General features: G+C 58.1%; 26 protein-coding genes. 16 read left to right on the top strand and 10 right to left on the bottom strand.

Annotation, left to right across the window (positions count from 1 at the left end; genetic code table 11):
- The first annotated feature begins 63 nt into the window (after positions 1 to 63).
- The gene (locus tag GOV79_RS19155; protein ID WP_170791291.1) at positions 64 to 1,362 is read left to right on the top strand and encodes a lytic murein transglycosylase; all 1,299 of its coding nucleotides are present in this window, start codon (positions 64 to 66) and stop codon (positions 1,360 to 1,362) included.
- A 72-nt stretch (positions 1,363 to 1,434) separates the two neighbouring features.
- On the opposite strand, the gene GOV79_RS19150 is transcribed toward GOV79_RS19155, so the two are convergent.
- Positions 1,435 to 2,832, bottom strand: coding sequence for an aspartate aminotransferase family protein (locus tag GOV79_RS19150; protein WP_170791288.1), 1,398 nt, complete (start codon positions 2,830 to 2,832; stop codon positions 1,435 to 1,437).
- Positions 2,833 to 2,907: 75 nt separating this feature from the next.
- A complete protein-coding gene (locus tag GOV79_RS19145; protein WP_170791286.1) occupies positions 2,908 to 3,591 on the bottom strand; it encodes a GntR family transcriptional regulator in 684 nt (227 codons plus the stop codon).
- Between the two features lie 140 nt (positions 3,592 to 3,731).
- Here GOV79_RS19145 and GOV79_RS19140 point away from each other — a divergent pair, with 140 nt between their 5' ends.
- The 5 genes from GOV79_RS19140 to GOV79_RS19120 all read left to right on the top strand — a co-directional run bounded on the left by GOV79_RS19140 (position 3,732) and on the right by GOV79_RS19120 (position 9,018).
- Positions 3,732 to 4,817: a polyamine ABC transporter substrate-binding protein gene (locus tag GOV79_RS19140; protein WP_170791284.1), complete on the top strand. Its 1,086-nt coding sequence runs from the start codon at positions 3,732 to 3,734 to the stop codon at positions 4,815 to 4,817.
- Positions 4,818 to 4,887: 70 nt separating this feature from the next.
- Positions 4,888 to 6,015, top strand: coding sequence for an ABC transporter ATP-binding protein (locus tag GOV79_RS19135; protein WP_170791282.1), 1,128 nt, complete (start codon positions 4,888 to 4,890; stop codon positions 6,013 to 6,015).
- Entirely contained in the window at positions 6,015 to 6,905 is an 891-nt protein-coding gene (locus GOV79_RS19130; RefSeq protein ID WP_170791280.1) for an ABC transporter permease subunit, read from the top strand. Before GOV79_RS19135 ends, GOV79_RS19130 begins: the two co-directional genes overlap by 1 nt.
- Positions 6,902 to 7,720: an ABC transporter permease gene (locus GOV79_RS19125; protein WP_170774875.1), complete on the top strand. Its 819-nt coding sequence runs from the start codon at positions 6,902 to 6,904 to the stop codon at positions 7,718 to 7,720. Before GOV79_RS19130 ends, GOV79_RS19125 begins: the two co-directional genes overlap by 4 nt.
- Positions 7,717 to 9,018 carry an NAD(P)/FAD-dependent oxidoreductase gene (locus GOV79_RS19120; RefSeq protein WP_170791278.1) on the top strand — a complete coding sequence of 434 codons (1,302 nt, stop codon included), beginning with the start codon at positions 7,717 to 7,719 and terminating at the stop codon, positions 9,016 to 9,018. Before GOV79_RS19125 ends, GOV79_RS19120 begins: the two co-directional genes overlap by 4 nt.
- A gap of 5 nt (positions 9,019 to 9,023) precedes the next feature.
- On the opposite strand, the gene GOV79_RS19115 is transcribed toward GOV79_RS19120, so the two are convergent.
- Genes GOV79_RS19115 through GOV79_RS19105 form a run of 3 tightly spaced genes read right to left on the bottom strand, consistent with a single transcriptional unit; the run spans position 9,024 to position 11,802 of the window.
- Positions 9,024 to 9,890, bottom strand: coding sequence for a phosphotransferase family protein (locus GOV79_RS19115; protein WP_331252762.1), 867 nt, complete (start codon positions 9,888 to 9,890; stop codon positions 9,024 to 9,026).
- Positions 9,891 to 9,945: 55 nt separating this feature from the next.
- Positions 9,946 to 10,608 (bottom strand): flagellar hook capping FlgD N-terminal domain-containing protein, encoded by a 663-nt coding sequence (locus tag GOV79_RS19110; RefSeq protein WP_170791276.1) that lies wholly within the window; start codon positions 10,606 to 10,608, stop codon positions 9,946 to 9,948.
- 3 nt (positions 10,609 to 10,611) lie between these two features.
- On the bottom strand, positions 10,612 to 11,802 hold the full coding sequence (locus tag GOV79_RS19105; RefSeq protein WP_170791274.1) for a flagellar hook-length control protein FliK: 1,191 nt from the start codon (positions 11,800 to 11,802) through the stop codon (positions 10,612 to 10,614).
- Between the two features lie 111 nt (positions 11,803 to 11,913).
- Here GOV79_RS19105 and GOV79_RS19100 point away from each other — a divergent pair, with 111 nt between their 5' ends.
- From GOV79_RS19100 to GOV79_RS19075, 6 genes are all read left to right on the top strand, one after another.
- Positions 11,914 to 12,195, top strand: coding sequence for a rod-binding protein (locus GOV79_RS19100; protein ID WP_170791273.1), 282 nt, complete (start codon positions 11,914 to 11,916; stop codon positions 12,193 to 12,195).
- Positions 12,179 to 12,538, top strand: coding sequence for a flagellar protein FlgN (locus tag GOV79_RS19095; protein WP_237218066.1), 360 nt, complete (start codon positions 12,179 to 12,181; stop codon positions 12,536 to 12,538). The genes GOV79_RS19100 and GOV79_RS19095 overlap by 17 nt, the downstream gene beginning before the upstream one ends.
- A 209-nt stretch (positions 12,539 to 12,747) precedes the next feature.
- Positions 12,748 to 13,995, top strand: coding sequence for a flagellin N-terminal helical domain-containing protein (locus tag GOV79_RS19090; protein WP_170774865.1), 1,248 nt, complete (start codon positions 12,748 to 12,750; stop codon positions 13,993 to 13,995).
- A 77-nt stretch (positions 13,996 to 14,072) separates the two neighbouring features.
- Positions 14,073 to 14,447 carry a flagellar biosynthesis regulator FlaF gene (gene flaF / locus GOV79_RS19085; protein WP_170774863.1) on the top strand — a complete coding sequence of 125 codons (375 nt, stop codon included), beginning with the start codon at positions 14,073 to 14,075 and terminating at the stop codon, positions 14,445 to 14,447.
- Positions 14,447 to 14,848 (top strand): flagellar biosynthesis repressor FlbT, encoded by a 402-nt coding sequence (gene flbT / locus GOV79_RS19080; RefSeq protein WP_170774861.1) that lies wholly within the window; start codon positions 14,447 to 14,449, stop codon positions 14,846 to 14,848. The genes flaF and flbT overlap by 1 nt, the downstream gene beginning before the upstream one ends.
- Positions 14,845 to 15,636, top strand: coding sequence for a DUF1217 domain-containing protein (locus GOV79_RS19075; RefSeq protein WP_170791270.1), 792 nt, complete (start codon positions 14,845 to 14,847; stop codon positions 15,634 to 15,636). Before flbT ends, GOV79_RS19075 begins: the two co-directional genes overlap by 4 nt.
- Here GOV79_RS19075 and GOV79_RS19070 read toward each other — a convergent pair.
- The 3 genes from GOV79_RS19070 to GOV79_RS19060 form a co-directional block, all read right to left on the bottom strand.
- The gene (locus GOV79_RS19070; RefSeq protein ID WP_170791268.1) at positions 15,633 to 17,219 is read right to left on the bottom strand and encodes a DUF427 domain-containing protein; all 1,587 of its coding nucleotides are present in this window, start codon (positions 17,217 to 17,219) and stop codon (positions 15,633 to 15,635) included. The genes GOV79_RS19075 and GOV79_RS19070 overlap by 4 nt on opposite strands.
- 106 nt (positions 17,220 to 17,325) lie before the next feature.
- Positions 17,326 to 18,027 carry a winged helix-turn-helix domain-containing protein gene (locus GOV79_RS19065; protein ID WP_170774855.1) on the bottom strand — a complete coding sequence of 234 codons (702 nt, stop codon included), beginning with the start codon at positions 18,025 to 18,027 and terminating at the stop codon, positions 17,326 to 17,328.
- Complete coding sequence (locus GOV79_RS19060) at positions 17,999 to 18,286, bottom strand: hypothetical protein (RefSeq protein ID WP_170774853.1); 288 nt, start codon at positions 18,284 to 18,286, stop codon at positions 17,999 to 18,001. The genes GOV79_RS19065 and GOV79_RS19060 overlap by 29 nt, the downstream gene beginning before the upstream one ends.
- Before the next feature lie 178 nt (positions 18,287 to 18,464).
- Between GOV79_RS19060 and GOV79_RS19055 the strand changes: the two genes are divergently transcribed.
- The 4 genes from GOV79_RS19055 (at position 18,465) to GOV79_RS19040 (ending at position 22,391) form a co-directional block, all read left to right on the top strand.
- Entirely contained in the window at positions 18,465 to 18,914 is a 450-nt protein-coding gene (locus tag GOV79_RS19055; protein ID WP_170791267.1) for a hypothetical protein, read from the top strand.
- Positions 18,915 to 19,023: 109 nt separating this feature from the next.
- Positions 19,024 to 19,641: a ribonuclease HII gene (locus GOV79_RS19050; RefSeq protein WP_170791265.1), complete on the top strand. Its 618-nt coding sequence runs from the start codon at positions 19,024 to 19,026 to the stop codon at positions 19,639 to 19,641.
- Positions 19,642 to 19,748: 107 nt separating this feature from the next.
- Positions 19,749 to 20,852: a site-specific DNA-methyltransferase gene (locus tag GOV79_RS19045; protein ID WP_170791263.1), complete on the top strand. Its 1,104-nt coding sequence runs from the start codon at positions 19,749 to 19,751 to the stop codon at positions 20,850 to 20,852.
- 138 nt (positions 20,853 to 20,990) lie between these two features.
- Positions 20,991 to 22,391 (top strand): adenylate/guanylate cyclase domain-containing protein, encoded by a 1,401-nt coding sequence (locus GOV79_RS19040; RefSeq protein WP_170791261.1) that lies wholly within the window; start codon positions 20,991 to 20,993, stop codon positions 22,389 to 22,391.
- 59 nt (positions 22,392 to 22,450) lie between these two features.
- Here the strand turns inward: GOV79_RS19040 and GOV79_RS19035 are convergent, their stop codons facing one another.
- Together GOV79_RS19035 and mutY are read right to left on the bottom strand one after the other, a co-directional pair.
- Positions 22,451 to 23,587: an alkane 1-monooxygenase gene (locus tag GOV79_RS19035; protein WP_170791259.1), complete on the bottom strand. Its 1,137-nt coding sequence runs from the start codon at positions 23,585 to 23,587 to the stop codon at positions 22,451 to 22,453.
- Between the two features lie 57 nt (positions 23,588 to 23,644).
- Positions 23,645 to 24,700 carry an A/G-specific adenine glycosylase gene (gene mutY, locus GOV79_RS19030; protein WP_170791257.1) on the bottom strand — a complete coding sequence of 352 codons (1,056 nt, stop codon included), beginning with the start codon at positions 24,698 to 24,700 and terminating at the stop codon, positions 23,645 to 23,647.
- Positions 24,701 to 24,766 lie beyond the last annotated feature (66 nt).

Below are 24,766 nucleotides of genomic sequence, written 5' to 3'. Positions count from 1 at the left end.
GCGCTTTGTGAATTTCCCGTTTTGCGCTATTCTTGGCCTTGAGCAGTAATCAGGACATTCGACATGCGTAAAAGCATCAGCGGCGCCGTGACCGTCGCGCTATGGGCGTCCCTTTTGCAGGTATCGCCGGGTCACGCAGAAGACAAGTCAGGGGCTTTTCAGGTGGCCTCGGCGGACGTGGCGGTTTCGCTGCGTCCGGCCTTGCGGCCATCGACACAGGAGTATCGGGTGGCAACCGAAGGAAACGCACGCTTTCAGGCATGGTTGGGCGCCTTTCGCAAACGGGCGGTGGAACAGGGGATTTCGGCGGGTACTTTGGACCGGTCACTGACCGGGCTGACCTATGACAAGGACGTTATCAAACGGGACCGCAATCAGGCCGAGTTCTCAAAACCGATCTGGGACTATCTGGATTCCGCTGTGTCGAGCAAACGCATCGCTGGTGGGCGTGCCGGGTTGGATGACTACAGTCAAACCCTGAACAAGATCGAAAAGAAATATGGCGTCGAAAAAGAGGTTGTGACCGCGATCTGGGGGCTTGAGACCTCGTATGGATCATTCAAAGGCGGGGATCAGACGATCCGCTCGCTGGCGACATTGGCCTTTGACGCCCGCCGCGCGCAGTTTTTCGAGGCGCAGCTGGTTGCGGCTTTGCAGATTGTCGAGGCCGGGGATGTAGCGCCGTCCAATATGGTTGGAAGTTGGGCGGGTGCGATGGGGCATACGCAGTTCATGCCGACCTCGTATCTGGAACATGCGGTGGATTTCGACCGCGATGGTCGCAGGGATATCTGGGCCGATGATCCAACGGATGCACTAGCCTCGGCCGCGTCTTATCTGGCGCGCCATGGGTGGAAAAAGGGTCAGCCCTGGGGGGTCGAAGTGCGGTTGCCTGAAGGGTTCGACTATAGCCAGGCGCGGCGGGATTATACTCTGAAACCATCGCAATGGGCGCGGCAGGGGGTGGTGACACCGCAAGGCCGTGCGGTTCCCAACCATGGTAAGGCCGCGATCCTGCTGCCTGCTGGTGGGCAGGGGGTTGCGTTGATGGTCTTCGACAATTTCCGGGTGATCGAGAAGTACAACAGCGCGGATGCCTATGTGATCGGGGTAGGGCACCTGTCGGATCGTTTGGCGGGTGGCGCGCCGTTTCAAGGCGCGTGGCCACGTGGCGACCGGGTGCTGAGCTTTACCGAGAAGAAAGAGCTTCAGACCCGCTTGACTGAAGCCGGGTTTGATACGCAGGGCGTGGATGGACGCACGGGCCCAAATACGGTCAATGCTGTGCGAGAATATCAGCTCGCGCAGGGGTTGGTGCCGGATGGCTACCCGTCCCTGCGGTTGCTTGAGCGGTTGAGGTAAAGGGGGCGCTGCCCCCGCCGCGGCAGGCCGCGACTCCCCCGAGATATTTTTGGCCAGATGAAGCTGCGCGGATCAATTGGCGGCTCTCATCAATCCCTGTTTGGTGATTTCTGCATGCGCTTCGTCCAGTGATTTGTGGATGCGCAGGAACATTTCGTCGATATCCGCAGGTGTCACAATCAGCGGTGGCGAGATAATCATGCGGTCGCCGACATGGCGCATGATCAGATTGTTGGCAAAGCAGCGCTCGCGGCAGATCAAGCCGATCGTTCCAGCTTCGGATGCGAATTTTGCACGGCTGGATTTGTCCGGGGTTAGGGCGATTGAGCCCATCATGCCGACAATTTTCGCTTCACCCACCAGCGGGTGGCTGGTCAGAGCTTCCCATTTTTTTTTCAGGTAGGGGGCGGCGACGTCGCGGACGTGGTCCACTATGCGTTCCTCTTCGAGGATGCGCAGGTTTTCCAACGCCACGGCAGCGGCAACAGGGTGACCGGAATAGGTATAGCCGTGGTTGAATTCGGTATCGCCGATAACTTTGGCGATGTCGTCGTTGACGATGGACCCGCCGATGGGGGCGTAGCCCGAGCTGAGGCCCTTGGCGATGGTCATGATGTGCGGGCGGATGCCCATGGTTTGTGAGCCGAACCAGCTTCCGGTGCGACCGAAGCCGCAGATCACCTCATCGGCGATCAGCAGGATTTCGTATTTGTCGCAGATGCGCTGGATTTCCGGCCAATAGGTTTCGGGAGCTACAATCACGCCACCCGCGCCCTGCACGGGTTCGGCGATGAAGGCTGCAACGCGGTTTTCGCCCAACTCCAGAATCGCCTCTTCCAATTCACGCGCACGGGCCAGGCCGAACTCTTCTGGCGCCATGTCGCCGCCCTCGGCCCACCAGTTGGGTTGATTGATATGATGGACATTTGGGATCGGAATGCCGCCCTGAGCATGCATCCCAGCCATTCCGCCAAGCGACGCTGAGCCTACGGATGAGCCGTGATAGGCGTTGTGGCGGCTGATGATGATATTCTTGTCAGGCTGGCCTTTTTCGGCCCAATAGGTGCGAACGAGGCGGATATTGGTGTCATTTGCCTCGGACCCGCTGCCTGCAAAAAACACATGGTTCAGATCGCCTGGCGCCAGTTCGGACAGTTTGTTGGCCAAGGCGATGGCGGGGACATGGGTGGTCTTGAAGAAGGTGTTGTAGTAGGGAAGCTCGCGCATTTGGCGAGCGGCGGCATCCGCCAGTTCATCGCGGCCATAGCCGATATTCACGCACCAAAGCCCGGCCATGGCATCCAGAATCTGTTCCCCTTCACTGTCGGACAAATAGATACCTTTGGCACGGGTAATGACGCGCGCACCGTCCTTGCTCAGGTCCGCATTGGTCGAGAAAGGGTGCATATGGTGGGCAGCGTCCAGCGCCTGCAAATCGGCGGTCGGCATGTGGTTGGTGATGGTCGACATCGGGGAATCTCCTGCAAGAGCGGTTGGCGATCATAATATGATCAAATTTTTCCCTGTCAATCGAATCGCATTATTCTAGGACGTCGATAGTGCTCCGGCCATCAGCTCCATCCCTTGTTCGATGTCTTGCGCGGTGGCTTTTGCAACGCGCTGGGGGTCTTGATCACGCAGTGCCGAGATGATGTCCTTATGGCGATCCGGCAGGCTTTGAGTTCCGAACCGGCCGCATACGACTCGTAGGGACGGGCCGAACCGAAGCCACAGACTTTCGGCCAAATCGTTCAGAATCGGGGCGTCGGCATGGGCGTACAGAGTTTGGTGGAACTGGTGGTTCAGGCGCAGATAGCCGCCGACATCTCCGTCCGCGATGGTGCGGTCCAATCGTTGATCGATGCGGGCGAGCGCGTCTATCTCGGCCTTGCTCATGTTAAGGGTCGCACGTCTGGAAAGCTCTGATTCTATTGCAATTCTTGCAAAAATCATTTGCCCGACATCACTGTCCTTCAGCAAAGGTACACTGACCCGACGGTTGCCTTGAAACACCAGTGCGCCGTCCGAGATCAGCCTTCGGATCGCCTCGCGTACAGGGGTCATGCCAACTCCAAGCGAATCAGTCAGTCCTTGTATGGTGACAGGCTGTCCGGGCACCAGATCGCCGTACATGATCTGTGCGCGCAGTGTCTGATAGACCTGTTCATGCGCCGGCTGTTTCTGATCCCCGGAGACCTGTGAAACCGCCTTATTTTTGATCAAATCCAAGTGGTTTACCCTATTTTCGACTATGTTGACTTGCCAGGAATCTGACCTCGTGAAACCATACGATGGATCGGGGGAAAACGCAAAACTTGATCAAATCCAAAAAAACGGGAAAATACCCGCACACTTGCAGGGAGAAGAAAATGTCAATCAAAACGCTGACACTGACAGCGGTCATCGCATTGGGGACTTCGGCGGCCTTCGCCGAAGAGGTGCGTGTCTACAACTGGTCCGACTATATCGACGAGGAACTGCTGGAGAAGTTCGAGGCCGAAACCGGCCTGACGCTGATCTACGATGTGTTCGACAGCAACGAAGTTCTGGAAACCAAAATGCTGGCTGGCGGATCGGGCTATGATGTGGTTGTGCCCTCGGGCACATTCCTTCAACGCCAGATCCAGGCGGGTGCTTTCCAGCCTCTGGATACCTCGCAGTTGGACAATTCAGGCAACCTTTGGGATGTCATTCAGGAACGCACTGCGGGCTATGACCCCGACAACGCCTATTCGATCAACTACATGTGGGGCACCACCGGGATCGGTGTGAATGTTGGCAAAGTGCGTGAGCTGCTGGGCGACGATGTTGCGCTGAATAGCATGGAACTGGTGCTGAAACCTGAGAATATGGAAAAGCTGGCCGGTTGCGGCGTTCATTTCCTGGATGCGCCCGCGGAAATGATTCCGATGACGCTGCAATTTTTGGGCGAAGACCCTGACAGCCATGATCCCAAGGTGATCGGCAAGGTCGAAGAAGTGCTGACCAGCGTGCGCCCCTACATCCAGAAATTCCACAGCTCGGAATACATTAACGCGCTGGCCAATGGCGATATCTGCGTGGCCGTGGGTTGGTCGGGTGATATTCTTCAGGCCCGTGACCGTGCCGCCGAGGCCGACAACGGAGTCGAGATTGAATATCACCCCTTCGCCGAAGGCTCGCTGATGTGGTTCGACCAGATGGCGATTCCGGCGGATGCACCGAACCCGGAAGGTGCGCATAAGTTCCTGAACTTCATCCTGGATGCCAACAACATGGCTGCGGCGTCGAACTATGTGTACTACGCCAATGGCAACAAAGCCTCGCAAGAGTTTCTTGAGGAAGACGTGATCGGCGATCCGGCGATCTATCCGGACGACGCAACGATGCAGAATCTCTACATCACCACGCCCTACCCGGCAAAAACGCAGCGGGTTGTGACCCGTCTGTGGACCAAGATCAAATCGGGTACCTGATCCGATTTCCTAAGGCAGGGCGGGTTTTCCGCCCTGCCGTTTTTCCCAAGATTGCCGAACGGGGGCTGTAGTGAACTCTGACGTCTTTGCGCCGTGGGAAGACCCACAGGCGAAACCCTTGATCCAATTCCAGAATGTCACCAAGCGGTTTGGAGACTTTACGGCAATCGACAACCTGTCTCTGGATATTTTCGAGAAAGAATTTTTCGCTCTTCTGGGGCCTTCGGGCTGCGGCAAGACCACAATGATGCGGATGTTGGCCGGGTTCGAGACGCCCACCGAAGGCCACATCATGTTGGGCGGTCAGGATATCGACCCGATCCCACCGAACAAGCGGGCGGTGAACATGATGTTCCAATCCTACGCACTGTTCCCGCATCTGAGCATCTGGGAAAACATCGCCTTTGGTCTGCGCCGGGACAACATGCCCAAACGCGACCTTGAGGACAGAGTCGAAGAAATGCTGCGCCTGACCCGGCTGACGCAATTCGCGCGTCGTAAACCGCACCAGATCTCGGGCGGGCAGCGGCAGCGGGTCGCTTTAGCACGGTCTTTGGCGAAAGCGCCAAAACTATTGCTGCTGGACGAACCGTTGGGCGCGCTGGACAAGAAGCTGCGGCAGGACACGCAGTTCGAGCTGATGGATATTCAGGAAAAGACCGGCACCACCTTTGTCATCGTGACCCACGATCAGGAGGAAGCTATGACCGTGGCCAGCCGCGTGGCCGTAATGGATCAGGGACAGCTGATGCAAGTCGCCACGCCGGACCGGATTTATGAGAACCCCAACTCGGTCTATGTCGCAGACTTTATTGGCGACGTGAACATCATTGAAGGCCGCGCCACCGCCAATGGTGAAGACACCTATCAGATCGATTGGGCCGAAGGGCAGGCCCCGTTGACCGCGACCTCGGCCAAAGGGTTTGCGCGGGGGCAGGCTTGTCATCTGGCCATCCGCCCCGAGAAGGTGACAATTTCCGCCGACCGGCCGGCGGACGCGATCAATGCGGTGCAGGGCAAGGTCCATGACATCGCCTATCTGGGCAACCTGTCCACCTATCATGTGGAACTGCCCAACGGCACGATCATCAAGGCGCAGTCGGCCAATACCCGCCGTATCTCGCGCCGTGCATTCACGTGGGAAGACCCGGTCTGGCTGTCCTGGACAGCGACGGCTGCGGTTCTGCTGGCCGACTGATGCGCCGCGCCTTTCTGATCGCCGTTCCCTATATCTGGCTGCTGGCGCTGTTTTTGGTGCCGTTTTTCATTGTCCTGAAAATCTCGCTGTCGGATACCGCGCTGGCCATTCCGCCTTACACGCCGACGCTGGATTTCTCGCAGGGCTGGTCGGGCATCAAAGAGTTCTTCAGCCAGCTTGATCTGGAAAACTATGTCTGGCTGACCGAGGATGACCTGTACTGGAAAGCCTACCTGTCCAGCGTAAAAATCGCTCTGATTTCGACGTTTTTGACCCTGCTGGTGGGGTATCCGATCGCCTATGGCATGGCCCGCGCGCCTGCCGAGTGGCGCCCGACGCTGATGATGCTGGTGATCCTGCCCTTCTGGACCTCGTTCCTGATCCGCGTTTATGCGTGGATGGGTATTCTGTCGAACGAAGGTTATCTGAACCAGTTGCTGCTGTGGACAGGGCTGATCTCGACCCCGCTGACCATTCTGAACACCAACACTGCCGTCTATATCGGCATCGTCTACACCTATCTGCCGTTCATGATCCTGCCGATCTATTCGGCGCTGGAACGGATGGACGAATCCCTGATCGAGGCCGCCGAAGACCTTGGTTGTTCGCGGGTTCAAGCCTTTTGGCTTGTGACAATCCCGCTGTCGCGCCCCGGCATCATAGCAGGCTGTTTCCTTGTGATGATCCCGGTGATTGGCGAATTCGTCATCCCCTCGCTTCTGGGCGGGTCAGGCACGTTGATGATCGGCAAGGTTTTGTGGGAGGAGTTCTTCTCGAACCGCGACTGGCCCGTGGCGAGCGCCGTGGCCGTAGTATTGCTGCTGATCCTTGTGATCCCAATCGTGCTGTTCCAGCGCAACCAGCAGAAACAGACGGAGGCCGAGCAATGAACAGGCTAAGCTGGTTCAACGCGGTCTCGCTGACGCTGGGATTTGCGTTCCTCTATATCCCGATGATCATCCTGATCATCTTTTCCTTCAACGAAAGCAAGCTGGTCACCGTCTGGGCTGGCTTCTCGACCAAATGGTATGGTGAGCTTGTCCAGAACGAGGCGTTTCTGGATGCGGCATGGGTGACAATCCGGGTGGCTGTGTTCTCATCTACGCTGGCGACCATTCTGGGCACCGCCGCCGCCTATGTGCTGGTGCGTGGGGGGCGTTTCTTCGGTCGAACGCTGTTCTCCGGTATGATCTACGCCCCGCTGGTGATGCCCGAGGTAATCACCGGCCTGTCGCTGCTGCTGCTGTTCATCGGCATCGGGCTGGATCGCGGTATCCTGACCATCGTTCTGGCGCATACGACCTTTTCGATGTGTTTCGTCTCGGTCGTTGTCTCGTCGCGTTTGGTGACGTTCGATCAGTCGCTGGAAGAGGCCGCTCTGGACCTTGGTTGTTCGCCCGCGCAAGCGTTTCGCCTAGTGACACTGCCGATCATTGCGCCTGCCGTGATTTCCGGCTGGTTGCTGGCCTTTACCCTGTCGCTGGATGATCTGGTGATTGCGTCCTTTACCTCGGGGCCGTCGGCCACAACCCTGCCGATCAAGATCTTCTCGGCGGTCAGGCTGGGTGTCAGCCCCGAGATTAACGCGCTGTCAACGTTGATGATCGCCGTCGTGACAGTGGGCGTCATTACCGCGTCGCTGGTGACAAAACGCGCCATGATGCGACAAAAGCAGGATGAAATGGCCGCGGCACGGGCCGAATGAAACGGCTGTTTCCGGACTATACTTATGGTCCCGGCCCAAGGCAGGGATGCTGGTGGGACGAAACAATTGCCGCCCCCAATTGGCCGGAACAGTCTGGGGATTTGGTCGTTGACGTAGCCATTGTTGGCGCGGGTTTCACTGGCCTGTCCGCCGCGTTGCATCTGACCAAGGCCGGGGCATCCGTCGCTGTGCTTGAGGCCGAAACGCCCGGCTGGGGGGCGTCTGGCCGAAATGGTGGGTTTTGTTGCCTGGGCGGGTCGAAGCTTAACCCCAAGGCCATGACCCGTCTGTTCGGTGAGGCGGCGACAGCGGGCTATGCGCAGGCCGAGGAAGATGCCGTCCATCTGGTCGCCGATCTTCTGAGCAGTTATGAAATCGACGCCGATACCCATTCCAAAGGTGAAACCCAACTGGCGCACAATGCGCGGGCAATGGAGAGGCTGAGGAAAAGCGCCGAGGCCTTGGGTGTTTTGCACGAAGCTGCAGACTTGCCCGCCTTGGGATTCGGTGGCGCGTTCCATGGCGGCTATACCACCCCCGTCGGGTTTGGTCTGAACCCAAGGAAGTACCTGTACGGGCTGGCAGACGCCGCCAAAGCGCGCGGCGCCCAGCTCTTTCAGAGAAGCCCGGTGTCAAAAATTGTCAAAACAGCGAACGGCTTTGATTTCCAGACGCCAACTGGCCGGATACAGGCGACAAACGTTCTGATCTGCACCAACGGATATTCCAGCGAGGATGTTCCGGCCTGGATGTCTGGGCGTTATATGCCTGCGCAGTCGACCGTTCTGGTGACGCGGCCTTTGACGCAGGCCGAACTGCAGGCGCAGGGTTGGACTTCGGATCAGATGTCATATGACACCCGGAATTTGTTGCACTATTTCCGCCTGATGCCGGATCGTCGGTTCCTGTTCGGAATGCGCGGCGGCCTTCGGTCCTCGTCGCGTGCCGAGGCCGGCATTCGCCAAAAGGTTCGCCATGACTTTGCGGCGATGTTTCCCGAGTGGCGCGGGGTGGACGTCACTCATATGTGGTCGGGGATGGTGTGCCTGTCCCGCAACCTGATGCCCTATGCCGGTCCGGTGCCAGATCAGCCTGGTATGTTCGCCGGGTTTGCTTATCACGGCAACGGTGTCGCGATGGGAAGCTTTTGCGGACGGGCTCTGGCTCAACTGGCTTTGGGGCATAACCCGGACTTGCCAGAGCCGATGACCCGCAGGCCCGGTCGGTTCCCCCTGGGGCGGTGGCGACGCGCCCTGATGCCGCCTGCCTACGCGATGATGGGGCTTGCGGATTTGTAGCGCGGTCAGAGGGACGCGATTTCCAGTTCTAGCCCGGCGGCATAGTCGTCGGCCCCGTTCTCGACCCGCCACAAGCAATAGGCCGCCATCCGCCATGCATACCAGGGGCGCAGCGCGTTGAAACGCGCGAGGATTTGAGGCTGGTCATAGGAGGTCAGAAACGCCGCCTCCTCCTCGGGCGTCAAGGGTGCCCCGCGATAGAGGCGCTGCATAGCTGGGGACAGGAACAAGGCGATATCTTCGCAGGGGTCCCCCAGCGCTGGGCATTGCCAGTCAATCAGCGTCAGACACATATCCGAAACCAGGATGTTTCCGGCTACCGGGTCGCCATGGATGAGGCACGTGTCCGGCGTGGCGGCAACATGGGTCTGCGGGCAAAGCTGTTCCAACCGCTGGCGAACTTGTGTCTTGCACTGACCCAGAATGCGCCGCGTATGATCCCGTAGGTCGTCGCTGCCATTGCATCCGTCGGGTGCGTCGATCCGGATTTCCATACTGTGCAGCCTGCGCAGCAATTGAGCCACCTGCGCGGCCCCGTTTTGCCAGGGCGCACCGGGCGCGTGATCATAGAACACCCAATGCCCATCACTATCCTGCCCCGCCGCCCGCAAGCGCGGGGCAAACCCTGTGGGGGCAAGCTCCGTAAGGCAGAGCGCCTCAAGCCGGGCATCGTTTCGAAACAGAGGATTGCGCAGCCCTGAACGATACAGTTTGAGCACCTTATCTCCGTCTCCGCCCAGAACCTTCCAGACCTGATTGGTGCGCCCGCCATAAAGGGTCTGAAAACGCGCCCCGGCCTCGACCAGACCTGAGCGGCACAGATCTTCCACAAGGCGGGGCGGAGGTGCGTTTGAAGCGGGCAGAGGGATCACCGGGTCAGGAGTTGAGTCGCGCGTTGCACAGCTTTGGCCTGTCCCGGCGCGCAGATCAAGTTCCGGTTCGAACGCCCGAGACCAGACCGGCCGGTATGACCTGCCCGTTTTCGAGGGTCAGCAACACCGTATCCTCGCCCACCTGCGCCTCGATCACTTGCGCGTATGAGGACATGGGCTGCGTCGACAGAACCTCTTCCCCGTCATAGCTTTCCAATGCGGCAGAGTAGGTTCCAGCCGGAAGCGGCGTGCCGTCCTCTTTGGTTCCAGCCCAGACAAACACGGAATCGGTGGTTTGAACGGTGATCCGTTCAACCTCGGCCCCGTCTGCGTCGCGGATAACCAGAACGGCACCGTCCGCCGCCGGAGCGGCCTGGCCGTAAAGTGTCACCGGCGCGCCGTCGAACTGGAATGGAGAGGTGCTGCGCACATCCATGCCGACCCAACTGGCTAGTTCCTCCAGATTCATGCTGCTCATCGACAGGGTCAGGGCCGTCAGCAGGTCATTTGTCTGCACCTGTTGTTCCACCATCGAAAACTGCGCCAGTTGTGCGGCGTATTCCGAGGAATCCAGCGGCTCCAACGGGTCTTGGTGACGGGCCTGAGCGGTCAGCATCAGCAAAAAGGTCTCAAAATCCGAGGCCAGCGCGGCCGTCTGACCTGAGGACGCCGCCAATGGATTGGCTTTCTGCGTGGTTGAAGCGATAGGAGAGATCATGGGTCACAGCCTTATGTCGATGCGCCCGGACGTGCCAAGGTTGACCGGGCGCTGGAGAGTGGCAGAGGTGAGTTCGGATTGTACCGTCTCAGAAAAAGAATTTTCACCGGAGTCCGATGGGTCCTGTCCCTTGTCGGCGGAGTTGCCCAAGTCGAAGGACAGATCGCCGAAGCCGAGGCTTTTGAACTCGGCCTCAAGCACAGCAAGATGGCGGCGCATCAAGTCCAGCGTCTCGGGACGTTCCGCCGCGATGGTCAGATGCAGCCCATCATCACGCCCATTCAGAACCATCGAGACGCGCCCCAGTTCTTCAGGGTTCAGCGCGATTTCCACCGCACCTGATTGAGGCCGTGCGGTGATCGCTGCCGCCATCTGTCCGGCAATGGCCCGAGCAACCTCGGACCGTGCGGTCGCTGGCAGATTTGCCGTCGCCGTCTCGCGCACCGACGCGGTCGCGCCGGTTTCCTTCACGATCAGGCCTTCCTCTACCTCGGGGAGAGGAGTTGAATCGGTGTGTGCAGCGGCATTTTCCGATACCAGAAGTTGCATCTGCATAAGGTTGGGTACTTGGGTCGGTGCAGCAGTTGGTTTTGGATTTGCAGCCGACTCAACATGTGGCTCCTGGGAAATCGGCGAAGTTAGAACTTCCTTCTTTGCGGAAAACGGCGTTGGAGCCGCAGCGATTGCAAAAGCAGGAACTGACCTGCTCTCCGCTTTTGGGAATGTCGGAAGATTTGGTGAATCCTCAGGCAAGTCATCGTTGAAAACAGGCGATACCTCGGCGCGTCGATCGCCCATATTGCGCTTTGGAGGTTCTGCAAGAGCTTCGTCAGATCGTATGCTATCACCCGTTTCCGCCAAATTGTGCGGAATGCCAGCGACCGCCGGCGCAGCGTCAGGTCGCGACAGTGGGTGCGATTTGATCGTCTGCGAACCTGTTTCAACAGGCAAACCTTTTTCCACGACTATCTGCAGATCTTTGGCTTCTTCCCCATCCGAGTCGGGCACCGTTTCGGTATCCAGCAGAGAAACAAGATCTTCTGTCGGTTCGGATAGGCTCTGCTCGGGCGGCGCCTGATCATCCAGAACGGATTGAAAAGACATATCGGCCTTTTGTCCCGAACCATCGGCAGGTTGGGGAGAAATTTTGGCGTTATTTTGGGCGGGTATCACCGCTGTAAGAGGATTGGGCATTTTGCTCCCACTCAGGTTGTCTGGCCACAAACCTGCCCGCAGGAAGTTACGTTTATTTTAACTGCTTTCCTTTTTGATCGAGAAAGTTCGATGCAAATTTCGGAGAAAGCGATGAAGATTACAGCACCAGCCTTCCCTGCAATGCCCGCGTCCTCGGCGGATAGAATCAAGGCCGCAGCGGTCAAGCTTGAGGCGGCATTCCTGTTGGAAATGCTGAATTCCGCCGGGTTGGGGGAGGCACGCAGTTCGTTCGGAGGCGGTGCGGGCGAAGATCAGTTTTCCTCGTTCCTTGTCCAGCATCAGGCCCGCCAACTGGCCGAAACCGGTGGCGTGGGCCTGTCGGAAATTCTGTTTCAATCAATGATGGAGACAACCAATGACGACCAAACCTGACATGGGGCTTCTTAAGTCTTTGGAAGAGGTTCTGGACCTTGAGCGCAACGCGCTGGTGCAGGGTGATCTGGATCAGCTGACCCAGATGGCGCCCGAGAAGGAAAAGCTTATCGATGCAGTCAATGATTTGCAGGTGCTGGACAGCGAAGATCTGATTCGTCTGCAAGACAAGGTCGCGCGCAATCAGGCGTTGCTTGGCAGTGCAGCAGACGGAATTCGCGCCGTTGCAGACCGCATGGCCGAACTGCGCCGGGTACACGGCGAATTCAGCACCTATGGTGCCGACGGGCAGCGCAGCGATTTTGCCGTGCGCAGCCACGCCAAGCTGGAAAAACGCGCCTAGGTGGCGGTTTGATTCAAATCCAAAATTTCCAGCCTAGGGGCTTTAGCACTCCGTTAGGAGATCAGGGGCCAAGGTGATCGGGCACTTGAAATAGCAAGTGGCGCGAACAGCCGGACGGCGGATCGCACAGATCAGAAAGACGTTAAAGCCCGCAAGTGGTGCGGGGTTAGCACGGGCGCAAAGGGCCCATACGTAAAAAGGAAGAAGCTATGTCCAGCATTCTGACCAACAATGGCGCAATGGTTGCGCTGCAGACTCTGAAATCGGTCAACAAAAATCTGGCGATGACCCAGAACGCGATCTCGACCGGTAAAGACGTTGCCACGGCCAAGGACAATTCAGCGGTTTGGGCGATCTCGAAAGTTATGGAATCCGACGTCAAAGGATTCAACGCGATTAAAGACAGCCTAGCTTTGGGCGAATCGACTGTTGCTGTGGCGCGGAATGCTTCGGAAACCGTGACCGATCTTCTGAACCAGATGAAGGGCAAGATCGTCGCAGCGCAAGAAGACAACGTGGATCGGGCCAAGATCAACGATGACGTAACTGCGTTGAAAGATCAGATTTCTTCTGTTGTCAGCGCTGCACAATTCAATGGTCTGAACCTGGTTGACGGTTCGGCCGGTACAGCCTCGATCCTGGCGTCTCTGGATCGCGACTCTGCGGGGAATGTGACCGCATCGTCGATTTCGGTTGCGTCGCAAAACCTGTCGACCGGCGGCTATACCAGTAAGGGTGTTCTGGCGGGTTCGGACAATGTGACCTCTGACAACGATGCGGCGGGTTTCACGATGGACAAGTCCGGCGGCACCGGAGATATCGTGATCGACAGCTCTACCGACAACTTTGCGGCGGGCGACAAAGTGTCAATCACGATTGGCGACAAGGTTGCGTCCTACACCGTTCAAGACGCTGATCTGGACCCCTCGGGGACTTACGATGCGGCTTATACGGATGCCATCGTTGCAGTTGGCCTGAAGAATCAGATCGACTCCCTAGGCATTACCGGCGTCGCGATTGACTACGACTCGGGATCTCCTGGCACGCTGACCTTTGTAACGGGTACTGCCACAGCGGGCGCGGATGCGGACCGTGACGTGACAGTTTCGGCGCAGTTCACCAATGCGAACGCGGGTGGCCTGGGTGCTTTGGCTTCGATAGACGTGTCCACGGATGCAGGCGCACAGGCTGCGCTGGGAACCATCGAATCGCTGATCGACACTGCGATTGATGCTTCAGCAGCCTTCGGTTCGTCGCAAGGCCGGATCGAGACCCAGAAAGAGTTCATCTCGAACCTGGCGGACTCGTTCAAATCCGGTATCGGCTCGCTGGTTGACGCTGACATGGAAGAGACCTCGGCCCGTCTGCAAGCCCTTCAGGTGCAGCAGCAGCTGGCCACCCAGTCGCTGTCGATCGCCAATCAGGCGCCGCAGTCGATCCTGTCGCTGTTCCGTTAATCTTCGGAACTTGGCCGGGGCGTGGAAACGCGCCCCGGTTCTGACCGCCCTAAGACGGCCCATTGGAAGGATTTCAAGTGATACCGCAAACTCTTGCACAGCGTGCCTACGTACAAACCGCCGCCCCGACGCGCACGCCGCGCGACACCGAATACGAGGCGATTTCCAAGATTACGCATCGCCTCAAGGCAGCAGCAGCTCGTCAGAAATCCGATTTCGGAACTTTTGTTCAGGCGTTGCACGAAAACCGTCGGTTGTGGAACGTCTTGGCCAGTGGCGTCGCGGATTCCGATAACGCGCTGCCCAATGATCTGCGCGCGCGGATTTTTTACCTTGCGGAATTTACCGAGCAGCACAGCGGTCAGGTGTTGGGCAACAAGGCGACGGTTGAACCCTTGTTGGAGATCAATATGGCAGTGTTGCGCGGGCTCAGGCAGATGGGGGCAACCTGATGGGTGGGCTGGTGCTGAAACTTGCCCCGAAAGAACGGGTACTGATCAACGGCGTGGTCGTCGAGAACGGGGACCGTCGCAGCCGGTTTTCAATCATGACGCCGCAAGCCAATGTCCTGCGTTTGCGCGATGCTATTCACCCGGATGAAGTGAACACGCCCGTCCGCCGCGTTTGTTATGCGGCACAGCTGGTGCTGTCGGGCGACATGGAGCCGGATCAGGCGCGCCAACAACTGCTGCGACGTGTCGAGGAGTTGAGCCAGGTGTTCACTGACGCCGATAGCCGAAAGGTGTTGGCTGAGGCCACAGAAGCCCTTTTGGCTGAGCAATTCTACAAATGCCTCAAGTCCCTGCGTACGTTGTTGCCGCGGGAAGAGCGGTTGATGGCCTATCAGCAATGACCTTTCAGCCCGTCATACCTTCTGGCGGTCTGGTTGGCTGGCGGTTTTTGCAGCGTACTTATGACGCGCAACTCGACAGTTTCGCAACCTCAGCGGTCAATGAACGCGAGACGCGGTATTTTCTGGACAATATCTCCAAAGTGCAGACCGCCGAGGATTTGGTTTCAGATCGGCGGTTGCTGCAGGTGGCATTAGGCGCTTTCGGGTTGGAGGACGATATCAACAATCGGTTTTTCATCCAGAAGGTGCTGTCAGACGGCACTTCAGCGGATGACGCCTTGTCAAACCGGCTGTCTGACAAACGGTATCGTGAGTTTTCCGAAGCGTTCGGTCTTGGTCCGGGGGAAATTCGTAGAACCGGCTTGGTCACATTCATGGAGGACATTGCGCGGGACAATGTCGTGTCCCGATTTGAGGTCGCGGTGGGTCAATCTGACGAATCCATGCGTATCTCGCTTTTTGCTCAGCACACACTGGCAGATTTGGCGGCGCAGGAGGGCAGTGCAGATACTAAGTGGTTTGAGTTGATGGGTTTGCCACCGCTGCGTAGTATGATGGAAACCGCCCTGGGGCTTCCGTCCAGTTTTGGGCAGTTGAATATAGATAAGCAGTTGGATGTGTTCAAGGACAGGCTATCGCGCCTGACTGGCTCGGATGATCTGGCGCAGTTCACGGATGAGGGGGCCATAGCCGCACTGACGGACAGGTATCTGGCGCGTAGCCAGACCTCGCAGCTGCAGAAAACGATATCGCCCGCGCAGACGGCTTTGATCCTTTTGGGTGGCTAGGGACTCTGCGTTTGCCCGTCCAGTATGTGATCAGCCGCTGTTTTGAGCGCAAAAGATGGCACCGGCTGAGACACATTATGGAGCGCTACGTCCCCAAGGGGTAGCGCGTCGGCGCAGGCGGGGACAATGTCGGACGAGACGACGATCCTGTGACCCACGGTCTTACCGTATTCCCCCAATCGCGCGGCGATGTTGGCGGCCTGACCGATTACGGTGAAATCAAGCCGTTCGCGGGATCCGACATTGCCATAGGTCACACGCCCATAGGCGACGCCGATCGAGCAATCGCAATGGGCATCTGATCCCGAGGCCCGAAACTCACCAAGCTTTTCAACAATACCGATCGCAGAGCGCTGCGCATTGGCACGGGCCGTGATCGAGTTCTCACCTGCGGGGAACACGGCCAAAACAGCGTCGCCGATAAATTTCAAAACCTCGCCGCCATTGTCATGCACGATGCCCGAAACGGTTTCAAAAAACCCATTTAACAGGCTGATATAGGGGGTGCGGCCCAGTTTTTCCTCTAACCGGGTCGAGTTACGTAGATCGCAGAACATGATTGCGGCGTCGATCTCATCCCCGTCGCCGCGTCGGATTTCACCACCCAGAACCCGCGCGCCGGACCGTTTGCCCACATAGGTCTCCAACAAAACCTGCGCATTTTCGCGCTGCATGAACACCTCGTAGAACCGGGCAATCACCGCCGAGCATTCAAAGACAAGACCTAGATTCTCGGTCGTGAACCCATCCGGGTGGTCGCTGGTCAGAGTCAGAACATTGGTGCGGCCATCGGAAAATGGCAGGGGCATGGCGACGTAGTCGGTTGCACCTTTGGCGCGCAAATCCTCGATAATGGGAAAACTGTTATACGGGTTGTCGTCACTCAGCCGCTGGCGAACTCCGCCCAACCCGTTCGAGACGTGTCGCAACGGGCTGTTGATATAGGCCGGATGGTCGTGAATTTCATAGGTTGGCACATTGGTCGAGATCTCATCCTCGCCCTTTTCCCAAATGTAGTGCTTGCCCGCGATCAGCGGATGCAGCGACCAGACCAGAATGCTGAGGCGTTGAATGGCAATGCCGTGCTCCAGCATCTTCTCGGACAGCGCTTTGGTAAAGGCTTCCGAGGTTTCGATTTCCGAGGCGCCGCGCATCAGCCAGTCAATCAAAGGGCCGCTGATATTGCCGTCTTGGGGTTGTTCAAGCGTATTGCCACCCAGATCAAGCCGGTCATAGGCGTTGGGCAGGAACCCGATATGGCCCTGAATGGCCTTGCTTTCGGGCAGCGCGTCCTCATACGCCCAGACCGAGTTCGCAAGGCGCTGATCCCCAAGGACCACGTCATGATAGGTTGCCGTTCCCTTGAACGGGCAGAAGGTTTGCAATTCGGTCTCTTCGCTCAATTCGACAGACACATCTGCGCGGGGGATGTAGATCGTCGGAGGCAAGCGGGTTTCATACATCACCACGGCGTTGGCACTTTCAGCCAGCAGCACGTCGCCGCGATAGATGGCGATCCGACCTTTTAGTCGTTCAACCGAGATGCGATAGCCTGTGGAATGCGGAGTGGTGTGGACGTTCATCATCGACCTCCCTGTCCGGGGTCCTATAAGGATGGGACTTCGGACCGGGAATGCCAAGAGGGACCGCGCACAGTTTTTTGCACATGCGGCGTGCGCGGCAGCGGGGTCAGACCATCTGGATCACGTCTTTTTCGATCGACAGCATATATCCCCGTTTGGCGATATTCTTGACCAGCAACTCACTGACCATCTGATTGCCTAGCGCGTCGCGCAGGCGTTTGATCCGGGTTGCCCCGGCGGCCTCTTCGCAATCGGCGGCGTCCTTGCCCGAGATCACCGCCTCGATCTGGGCACCGGACAGGACTTCGTCATCCAGACGGGATTCCGCCAGAACTGACAGGGTCTCCATCGCGGCGGGGGTCAGTTTGAAATCCATATTGTTGAGGTAGACGGTGTTTTCCTCGCGGCTGATCAGCAGGGATGTGACCTGAATACCGGTACGCTCGATCTGGGCCATGCGGCGGTTCAGAAGGACCAGCATCACCAAAAACACCAACGCAGTGACCAGCATCGCGCTGGCAAAGACCAACAGCACGAAGATCACCATACGGTAGCTGGACAAGGTGTCGGCAAATGCAGTGCCGGATTGCGCCAGAATTTCCAGCAGGCGGATCTCGGCCTGCGTGGTCAGGTCGCTTTCGACGAACAACCGCTCGACCCGGGCATTGAACGCGTTTGCGTCGGGCAGGGACCAGAACAGGAAGACGGCGGCAGTGATCAAGATCAGGACAATCGCGGCAATACCAGCGCCGACCAACCGTACCCCGGATCGCCGCGCGTCAGTAACGGAGATAGAATTTTCCGGCATCGGCCTTCCTCTTGTCCAACCCTTCCGGTCCGAAAACCGACATCACGTTCAGCAGGGTCCAGCCCGAGGTGCGCAGCCGCTGGGACACCTCTTGTTGCGCCTGACCCTTGTTGCAGGACGACACCTGCATGACGCCGTAATGCAATCGCAATGGATTGTCCTGCTTGGCTTTGTAATCCGCAAAGCAATCCGCCGCAGACGCCGCCGTGCCGAGCGATATCAGGGCCGCGAAGGCCAGAGAAGAGAGGATAGGTTTCATAGGCTGCATCCTGCGCATGTGTTGCCCTGATATTCAATATCCTAAGGGGTTTGCGGGCCCTGATATTCGATAACAATGTCCCGATATTGCTTGTCGGAGGGCGGTGAACCCAGTGTTGACCCAACGAATTCACGAGCCCAGCCGGGTTCGTCGCAACACGGTCAAAAGGACACGCATCATGCACCGGAAATTTATCGCCCTGATCATCGCAACTGCCGTCGCTGTTACGGGTGTTTCAGCCTCGCAGGCGCGGGCTGCGGATGCCAAGGATATTCTGGGCGGTCTGGCCGCCATCGCCATCATCGGCGCGGGCGTTCACTACTATAACAAGGAAAAGGACAAGAAACGCGCCCGCCGTCACCAAACGCATATCCAACCCCATCACCCGGTGCGTCCCCGCCCGCACCATCTGGCGAAATACGACCTGCCGCAGAAATGTCTGCGCACCTTTGATCACTATTCACCCCGTCATCAATTGCTTGGAACCGGGTGCCTCAAGAAACACTACAAATATGCCAATAGCCTGCCGCGAGAGTGCAAAGTCGGTTTCTGGAATGGCAAGAAGGTCAAGCGGGCCTATGAACCCGCCTGCCTGCGCCAGCAAGGTTATCGTGTCGTTTACAAGTAACCGTTTTCGAGCAGGAGCGGCGTCGCAGAAGCGCCGCGCAGGAGGGGGTGGCGCAAGCCGCCCTCTCTTTTTTGTTGCGATAAGGTCCGAAACAGGATTTTCCAAAAGGATGACGACACCAACCTACGATATTGAACAGACCGCCATGGCTGACGGGTTTCTTCGGATCGCCGGGGTGGATGAGGTGGGCCGGGGCCCCTTGGCCGGGCCTGTTGTTGCCGCAGCCGTGATTCTGAACCCGGTCGACATACCTCAGGGACTGAATGATTCCAAGAAGCTGACAGCCAAACGTCGCGCGGCTTTGGATGCGGCCATTCGCGAACAGGCTGATTTCGCAGTGGCTGAGGCGACAGTGGCCGAGATAGACGAGCACAACATCTTGCGCGCTTCGCATCTGGCAATGGAGCGCGCGGTGGCCGCTTTGAACCCTCCGCCGGATTATCTGCTGATCGACGGGAACATGATTCCGCGCGGGCTGAGCATACCTGCGCAAGCGGTTGTCAAAGGCGATGCGCGGTCGGTGTCGATTGCGGCGGCCTCGATCCTTGCGAAAAACTGGCGCGATCAAGTGATGGTGGATTTGGCGCAACAGCATCCCGGCTATGGGTGGGAGTCGAACGCAGGTTATCCGACAAAAATGCATCGCGAAGCGCTGCGAAATCTTGGTGTGACCCCACACCATAGACGTTCGTTTAAACCGGTCCACAATATCTTGTATCAAGAGTAAATCGTAAGTCTCTGATTCAAAAAAGAAATTGACGGCGAATCGTCTTTGACTCATCCTTGTCTCAACCAAATGAGCGCAAAAGCGCCGTGGACACTTGAGGCAGTGATATGACTACGACCACCAAAAAGGGCGCAAAAGCGCTCCCTTTAAACACGATTCTTTCCGGGGACTGCATCGATGTGATGAATAGTCTGCCCGAGGCGTCGATTGACCTGATCTTTGCGGACCCGCCGTATAATTTGCAGCTGAAAGGCCAGTTGCACCGCCCGGATAACTCTCAGGTGGATGCGGTTGATGATCACTGGGATCAGTTTTCCAGCTTCGGGGCCTATGACCAGTTCACCCGCGAATGGCTGAAAGCAGCGCATCGTCTGTTGAAGCCCAATGGGGCGATCTGGGTTATTGGCTCTTATCACAACATCTTCCGGGTTGGCTCGGCCCTTCAGGATGCGGGATACTGGATTCTGAACGACGTGGTTTGGCGCAAATCGAACCCGATGCCAAACTTCCGTGGCAAGCGGTTCACGAATGCGCATGAAACGATGATTTGGGCGTCCAAACGTGAAGGTGCGAAATACACGTTCAATTACGAGGCGCTGAAGGCGCTGAATGAGGGCGTACAGATGCGCAGCGACTGGGTGCTGCCGATTTGCACAGGGCATGAACGTCTGAAAGATGAAAACGGCGATAAGGCGCATCCAACGCAAAAGCCTGAATCGCTGCTGCATCGGGTGCTGGTCGGTTCGACCAATCCGGGCGATGTGGTGTTGGATCCGTTCTTTGGTACTGGCACGACCGGCGCTGTCGCCAAGATGCTGGGCCGCGAGTTCATCGGGATCGAACGCGAGGAAAGTTATCGCAAAGTGGCCGAAAAACGCATCGCCAAGGTTCGCAAATTCGACCGCGAGGCGCTGGAAGTCAGCGCCAGCAAACGCGCCGAGCCGCGCGTGCCGTTCGGCCAGTTGGTCGAACGCGGCATGCTGCGTCCGGGGGAAGAGCTCTATTCCATGAACCAGCGTCACAAGGCCAAGGTCCGCGCTGATGGCACGCTGGTCGGGCAAAATGTCAAAGGCTCGATCCATCAGGTAGGGGCGCATTTGGAGAACGCGCCTTCCTGTAACGGCTGGACTTATTGGTGCTTCAAGCGCGACGGCAAGACCGTGCCGATCGACGTGCTGCGTCAGCAAATCCGGGCTGAAATGCACAACTGAATACCGCCGGTGCCTGTGGCCTGACACAAGGCACTAAGCCTTGCCCCGCCGGTCTTCGGCGGGGTCTTTTGTTTTCATCACATTCTCACTTCTATATGACTTCTGCAAAGCCCGCCGCGCACCGAGGGAGCCTCAGCCATGTCGGACACCACAGCCAGTCAATCCCGCTTCAGCCGGTTTTTCGTCACTCGCCCGGATCCGGTCGACTTGGACAACAAATACACCGAGGCCGCGCTAGAGAGACACAAGCGAGAAGGACTGGAGCTGGCGGTACGCGCACGTTGGATCGCCATGGGGTTGACCGGCATTCTGCTGGTATTCCTGAACCCTCATTGGGAGGTGTTGTGGTACCATTTCATCCTGTTGCTGATCTGCGCCAATGGCTGGTTGATCCGACGGGCGGGGCAGGTCGGGCAGTCGCGGACCGAGTTGCTGCTGATCTTTGTGGACCTTCTAATCATGACGCTGGGGATGATCGTCCCGAACCCATTCAGTGACGATGTGCGCCCGTTGGCGATGCAGTACCGGTTCGACAACTTCCAGTATTTCTTCATCATTCTGGCCGCCGGGACATTGGCTTATTCTTGGCGGACGGTTGTGGCGATCGGGTCCTGGACCGCGATGATGTGGACCGTTGGCTGGATCATTGCATGGTGGGTCGCCACGCCGATCCCTGGTATCAGCGAGCGCGTTGCCGAAGCATTAGCGGAGTACCCGGATGTAGCTGAGTTGATGGACCCAAACAGTTTTATGCCCTCGCAACGCATTCAGCAGGTGGTTGTTTTTATCATGGTCGCGGTCACGTTGGGCATTTCGATGAGGCGGCTGAATCGCTTGCTGATGACAAACGCCGGGCTTGAGCGGGAACGGGCAAACCTGTCGCGCTATTTCTCGCCCAATGTGGTGGATGAGCTGAGCCAGAATGACGAACCGCTGAAGCAGGTGCGAAAAGAGAGTATTGCGGTTCTGTTTATTGATATCGTGGGCTTTACAAAATACGCGGCGGGTCGTGATCCTTATGAAGTGATCGAGGTGCTGCGCGGGTTTCATGCGCGTATGGAAACTGAAGTGTTTCGCCATCATGGCACGTTGGACAAATATCTGGGCGACGGGTTGATGGCGACCTTTGGCACGCCGGTGCCGACGCCTTTGGATGCCAGCAATGCGGTGGCCTGCGCGCGCGACATGACCCGTGTGATCAATCAATGGAATACTGACAGGCGCCGCGCGGGTGAGCCGGAAATCCATGTGGGTATCGGAGTGCACTATGGGCCGGTGGTTTTGGGCGATATCGGCGCGAACCGGTTGGAATTTGCAGTGATCGGAGACGCGGTCAATGTGGCGGCCAAGCTCGAGGCTTTGACCCGAGTCAAAATGGCTCAGGTGATATTGAGCGACGAGGTTTGCAGCCAGCTTACAATGGAAGGACACAATGCCGCGACCCTGACAGAGGGGTTTGAAAAGCTGCCGGGCCAGACCGTGCGCGGGGTTGAGCACCCCATGGATATCTGGGTGATGAGGACGCTCCCGCCGATCTGAATTGCATCAAAGATGCAAGGCACATCGTTGGGCCAGGCAGCGCGCGGGGCGCGCTGCGGTCACGCCCGGGGCAATGGGTTTTGCGATTTGTTGTAGGGCTTCCAATCGCTGACCTCGGGGTAGTAGTGGCGTCTCCAGGCGCGAACGCGCGGGTTCATGACGCGCCACCAAACGGGCGGGATCATGGCGGCGACGGTCATCACAGGGTAACCGTAAGGCAGTTGCGGGGCAGCATACTCGGAATGGTGCTGTAAAAGGGGAAAACGGCGATTGGGTTTGTAGTGGTGGTCCGAATGCCGTTGCAGATTGATCAGCAGCCAGTTTGACGCTTTTTGTGATGCATTCCAGGAATGCTGCGGCTTGACGTGTTCGTATTTCCCATCGCCCAGATGCTTGCGGGTCAGGCCGTAATGTTCGACATAGTTGACCAACTCCAGCTGCCAGATCGCGACACCGGCCTGAAGCAGGAACAGGGCGACGCCGGACCACCCTCCGACCCCAAGAGCCAGCAGCACCATACCGCCCTGCAACACCCAATAGCGCCAGAAGGGGTTCGAAGCGTCCGTCCATGGGCGGTCTTTCCGCGCCAGCTTGTCGCGCTCGGCCTTGAAGGCTGAGGTCAGGCACTGCCGCAGGACGCGGGGATAAAAGCGGTGAAACCCTTCATTATAGCGGGCGGTCACTGGGTCTCGAGGGGTGCCGACATAGCGGTGATGCACCAGCAGATGCTCGGACCGGAAATGCGAATACAGGACCATGGCCAGAAGAATATCGCCCAGCCAACGCTCGAACCGGCCTTTTTGATGCATCAGTTCGTGGCTGTAGTTGATCCCGATTGTGCCAGAGATGACGCCCATGCCGAAGAACAACCCGATCTTGGACGCCAAGGACAGGTGATCAGTATGAGTGGCAAACCAGATCAGACTGAACAGCGTGATGAACTGCACCGGGACCCAGATATTGGTCAGCAGGATGTACCAGCGCAGGCCTTTGTCAGAGGTGTCGGGGTCCGCGTTGTTCAGCTCCAGCCCGGTCAGCAGGTCCAGTATGGCAAAGGCCCACCAGGTGAAAATCGGCACAAGAAGAACCCACCAGCCACCAAGGGTGGCCGATATCCAAATTATGGGAATCAGCATGAAGGATACCCAGAAGGGCAGCGCTGATTGCCAGCGGGACAGGGTGTCGGATGAAATCATGCGCCAACTCCGAATGACCGCTTCTGGGATGCTCCAGAGGCCTTTTTGAAAAACCTGTTACTGCCCGAGCCAGAGGTCAAGCGCCTTGCGCATCACAGTTGGAAGAACTTTGGGTCGGAACGTGTGTTTGTCCATGATGATCAGGTCATTCGGGGCTAGATCTTCCGGCAGGGGGGCGGTCCAGATGCGCAGAATCAGGTGGAAATGGGTGAAGGTGTGGCGCACCTCGCCGGGCAGTGCCTGCCAATCCGCCGGGAAGGGCGGTGTCTCGGCTGGCGCATCCGACCAATCTGATCCGGGCCAGCCCAACATCCCACCCAGCAGGCCTTTGTCCGGGCGGCGCTCAAGCAGCAGCGCGGCATCGTTACGCTGGGCGATATAGACATGGCCATAGCGCGTGGGCTTTGGTTTTTTGGGCGTTTTGCGCGGCAGGTCAGCCTGCGTTCCGGCCTTGCGCGACAGGCAGGGATCGCGCAGCGGGCAAATCCCGCAGGTAGGTGATTTGGGCGTGCAGATCGTGGCCCCCAGATCCATGACAGCCTGCGCGTAGTCTCCGGGTCGTACGTCAGGTGTCAGCGTTGCGGCTTTGTTCTTTAGCGCAGGTTTCGAGCCGGGCAGCGGGTCGTGAATGTTGTAGAGCCGGGCCATGACGCGTTCGACATTCCCGTCCAGCACGGTTTCGGGGCGGTCAAAGGCGATGGCCGAGATTGCGGCGGCGGTATAAGGGCCGATGCCGGGCAAGTCCAGCAACGTGTCATAGGTGTCTGGGAAGATGCCGTCGTGATCTTCAGCCACCGCTCGCGCGCATTTCAGCAGGTTGCGAGCGCGGGCGTAGTAGCCCAGCCCAGCCCATTCGCCCATGACCTGATCATCTGGGGCAGCGGCGAGCGCCTGCACCGTGGGCCAGCGCGTTGTGAAACGCATGAAATAGTCTCGCACGGCGGCCACGGTGGTCTGCTGCAGCATCACCTCGGATAGCCAGACGCGATAGGGGTCAGGCCGCACTCCGGCGGCGCGGTCAACGGGGCTGACGCGCCACGGCATCTTGCGGGCGTGGCGGTCGTACCAGGCCAGCAATTCGCTGCTGACGTCAAATTCGCCTGTGTCACGCAATTTTTAATCATCTCCCTGTCGGGTTTCGCTGGCGCCCGGTGTCCTGCCCTCTACAATAGTAGTGCA

The organism is Ruegeria lacuscaerulensis, assembly GCF_013034745.1.
GTDB lineage: Bacteria > Pseudomonadota > Alphaproteobacteria > Rhodobacterales > Rhodobacteraceae > Ruegeria > Ruegeria lacuscaerulensis_B.
The sequence above is the reverse complement of the archived record's forward strand: the minus strand, read 5'-3'. Positions and strand labels throughout refer to the sequence as shown.

Bases quoted from the DNA above. Each gene is read 5' to 3' on its own strand.
- GOV79_RS19155 (WP_170791291.1), top strand. From the start codon at position 64: ATGCGTAAAAGCATCAGCGGCGCCGTGACCGTCGCGCTATGGGCGTCC.
- GOV79_RS19150 (WP_170791288.1), bottom strand. From the start codon at position 2,832: ATGTCGACCATCACCAACCACATGCCGACCGCCGATTTGCAGGCGCTG.
- GOV79_RS19140 (WP_170791284.1), top strand. From the start codon at position 3,732: ATGTCAATCAAAACGCTGACACTGACAGCGGTCATCGCATTGGGGACT.
- GOV79_RS19130 (WP_170791280.1), top strand. From the start codon at position 6,015: ATGCGCCGCGCCTTTCTGATCGCCGTTCCCTATATCTGGCTGCTGGCG.
- GOV79_RS19125 (WP_170774875.1), top strand. From the start codon at position 6,902: ATGAACAGGCTAAGCTGGTTCAACGCGGTCTCGCTGACGCTGGGATTT.
- GOV79_RS19120 (WP_170791278.1), top strand. From the start codon at position 7,717: ATGAAACGGCTGTTTCCGGACTATACTTATGGTCCCGGCCCAAGGCAG.
- GOV79_RS19110 (WP_170791276.1), bottom strand. From the start codon at position 10,608: ATGATCTCTCCTATCGCTTCAACCACGCAGAAAGCCAATCCATTGGCG.
- GOV79_RS19105 (WP_170791274.1), bottom strand. From the start codon at position 11,802: ATGCCCAATCCTCTTACAGCGGTGATACCCGCCCAAAATAACGCCAAA.
- GOV79_RS19100 (WP_170791273.1), top strand. From the start codon at position 11,914: ATGAAGATTACAGCACCAGCCTTCCCTGCAATGCCCGCGTCCTCGGCG.
- GOV79_RS19095 (WP_237218066.1), top strand. From the start codon at position 12,179: ATGACGACCAAACCTGACATGGGGCTTCTTAAGTCTTTGGAAGAGGTT.
- GOV79_RS19090 (WP_170774865.1), top strand. From the start codon at position 12,748: ATGTCCAGCATTCTGACCAACAATGGCGCAATGGTTGCGCTGCAGACT.
- flbT (WP_170774861.1), top strand. From the start codon at position 14,447: ATGGGTGGGCTGGTGCTGAAACTTGCCCCGAAAGAACGGGTACTGATC.
- GOV79_RS19075 (WP_170791270.1), top strand. From the start codon at position 14,845: ATGACCTTTCAGCCCGTCATACCTTCTGGCGGTCTGGTTGGCTGGCGG.
- GOV79_RS19070 (WP_170791268.1), bottom strand. From the start codon at position 17,219: ATGAACGTCCACACCACTCCGCATTCCACAGGCTATCGCATCTCGGTT.
- GOV79_RS19065 (WP_170774855.1), bottom strand. From the start codon at position 18,027: ATGCCGGAAAATTCTATCTCCGTTACTGACGCGCGGCGATCCGGGGTA.
- GOV79_RS19060 (WP_170774853.1), bottom strand. From the start codon at position 18,286: ATGAAACCTATCCTCTCTTCTCTGGCCTTCGCGGCCCTGATATCGCTC.
- GOV79_RS19055 (WP_170791267.1), top strand. From the start codon at position 18,465: ATGCACCGGAAATTTATCGCCCTGATCATCGCAACTGCCGTCGCTGTT.
- GOV79_RS19050 (WP_170791265.1), top strand. From the start codon at position 19,024: ATGACGACACCAACCTACGATATTGAACAGACCGCCATGGCTGACGGG.
- GOV79_RS19045 (WP_170791263.1), top strand. From the start codon at position 19,749: ATGACTACGACCACCAAAAAGGGCGCAAAAGCGCTCCCTTTAAACACG.
- GOV79_RS19040 (WP_170791261.1), top strand. From the start codon at position 20,991: ATGTCGGACACCACAGCCAGTCAATCCCGCTTCAGCCGGTTTTTCGTC.
- GOV79_RS19035 (WP_170791259.1), bottom strand. From the start codon at position 23,587: ATGATTTCATCCGACACCCTGTCCCGCTGGCAATCAGCGCTGCCCTTC.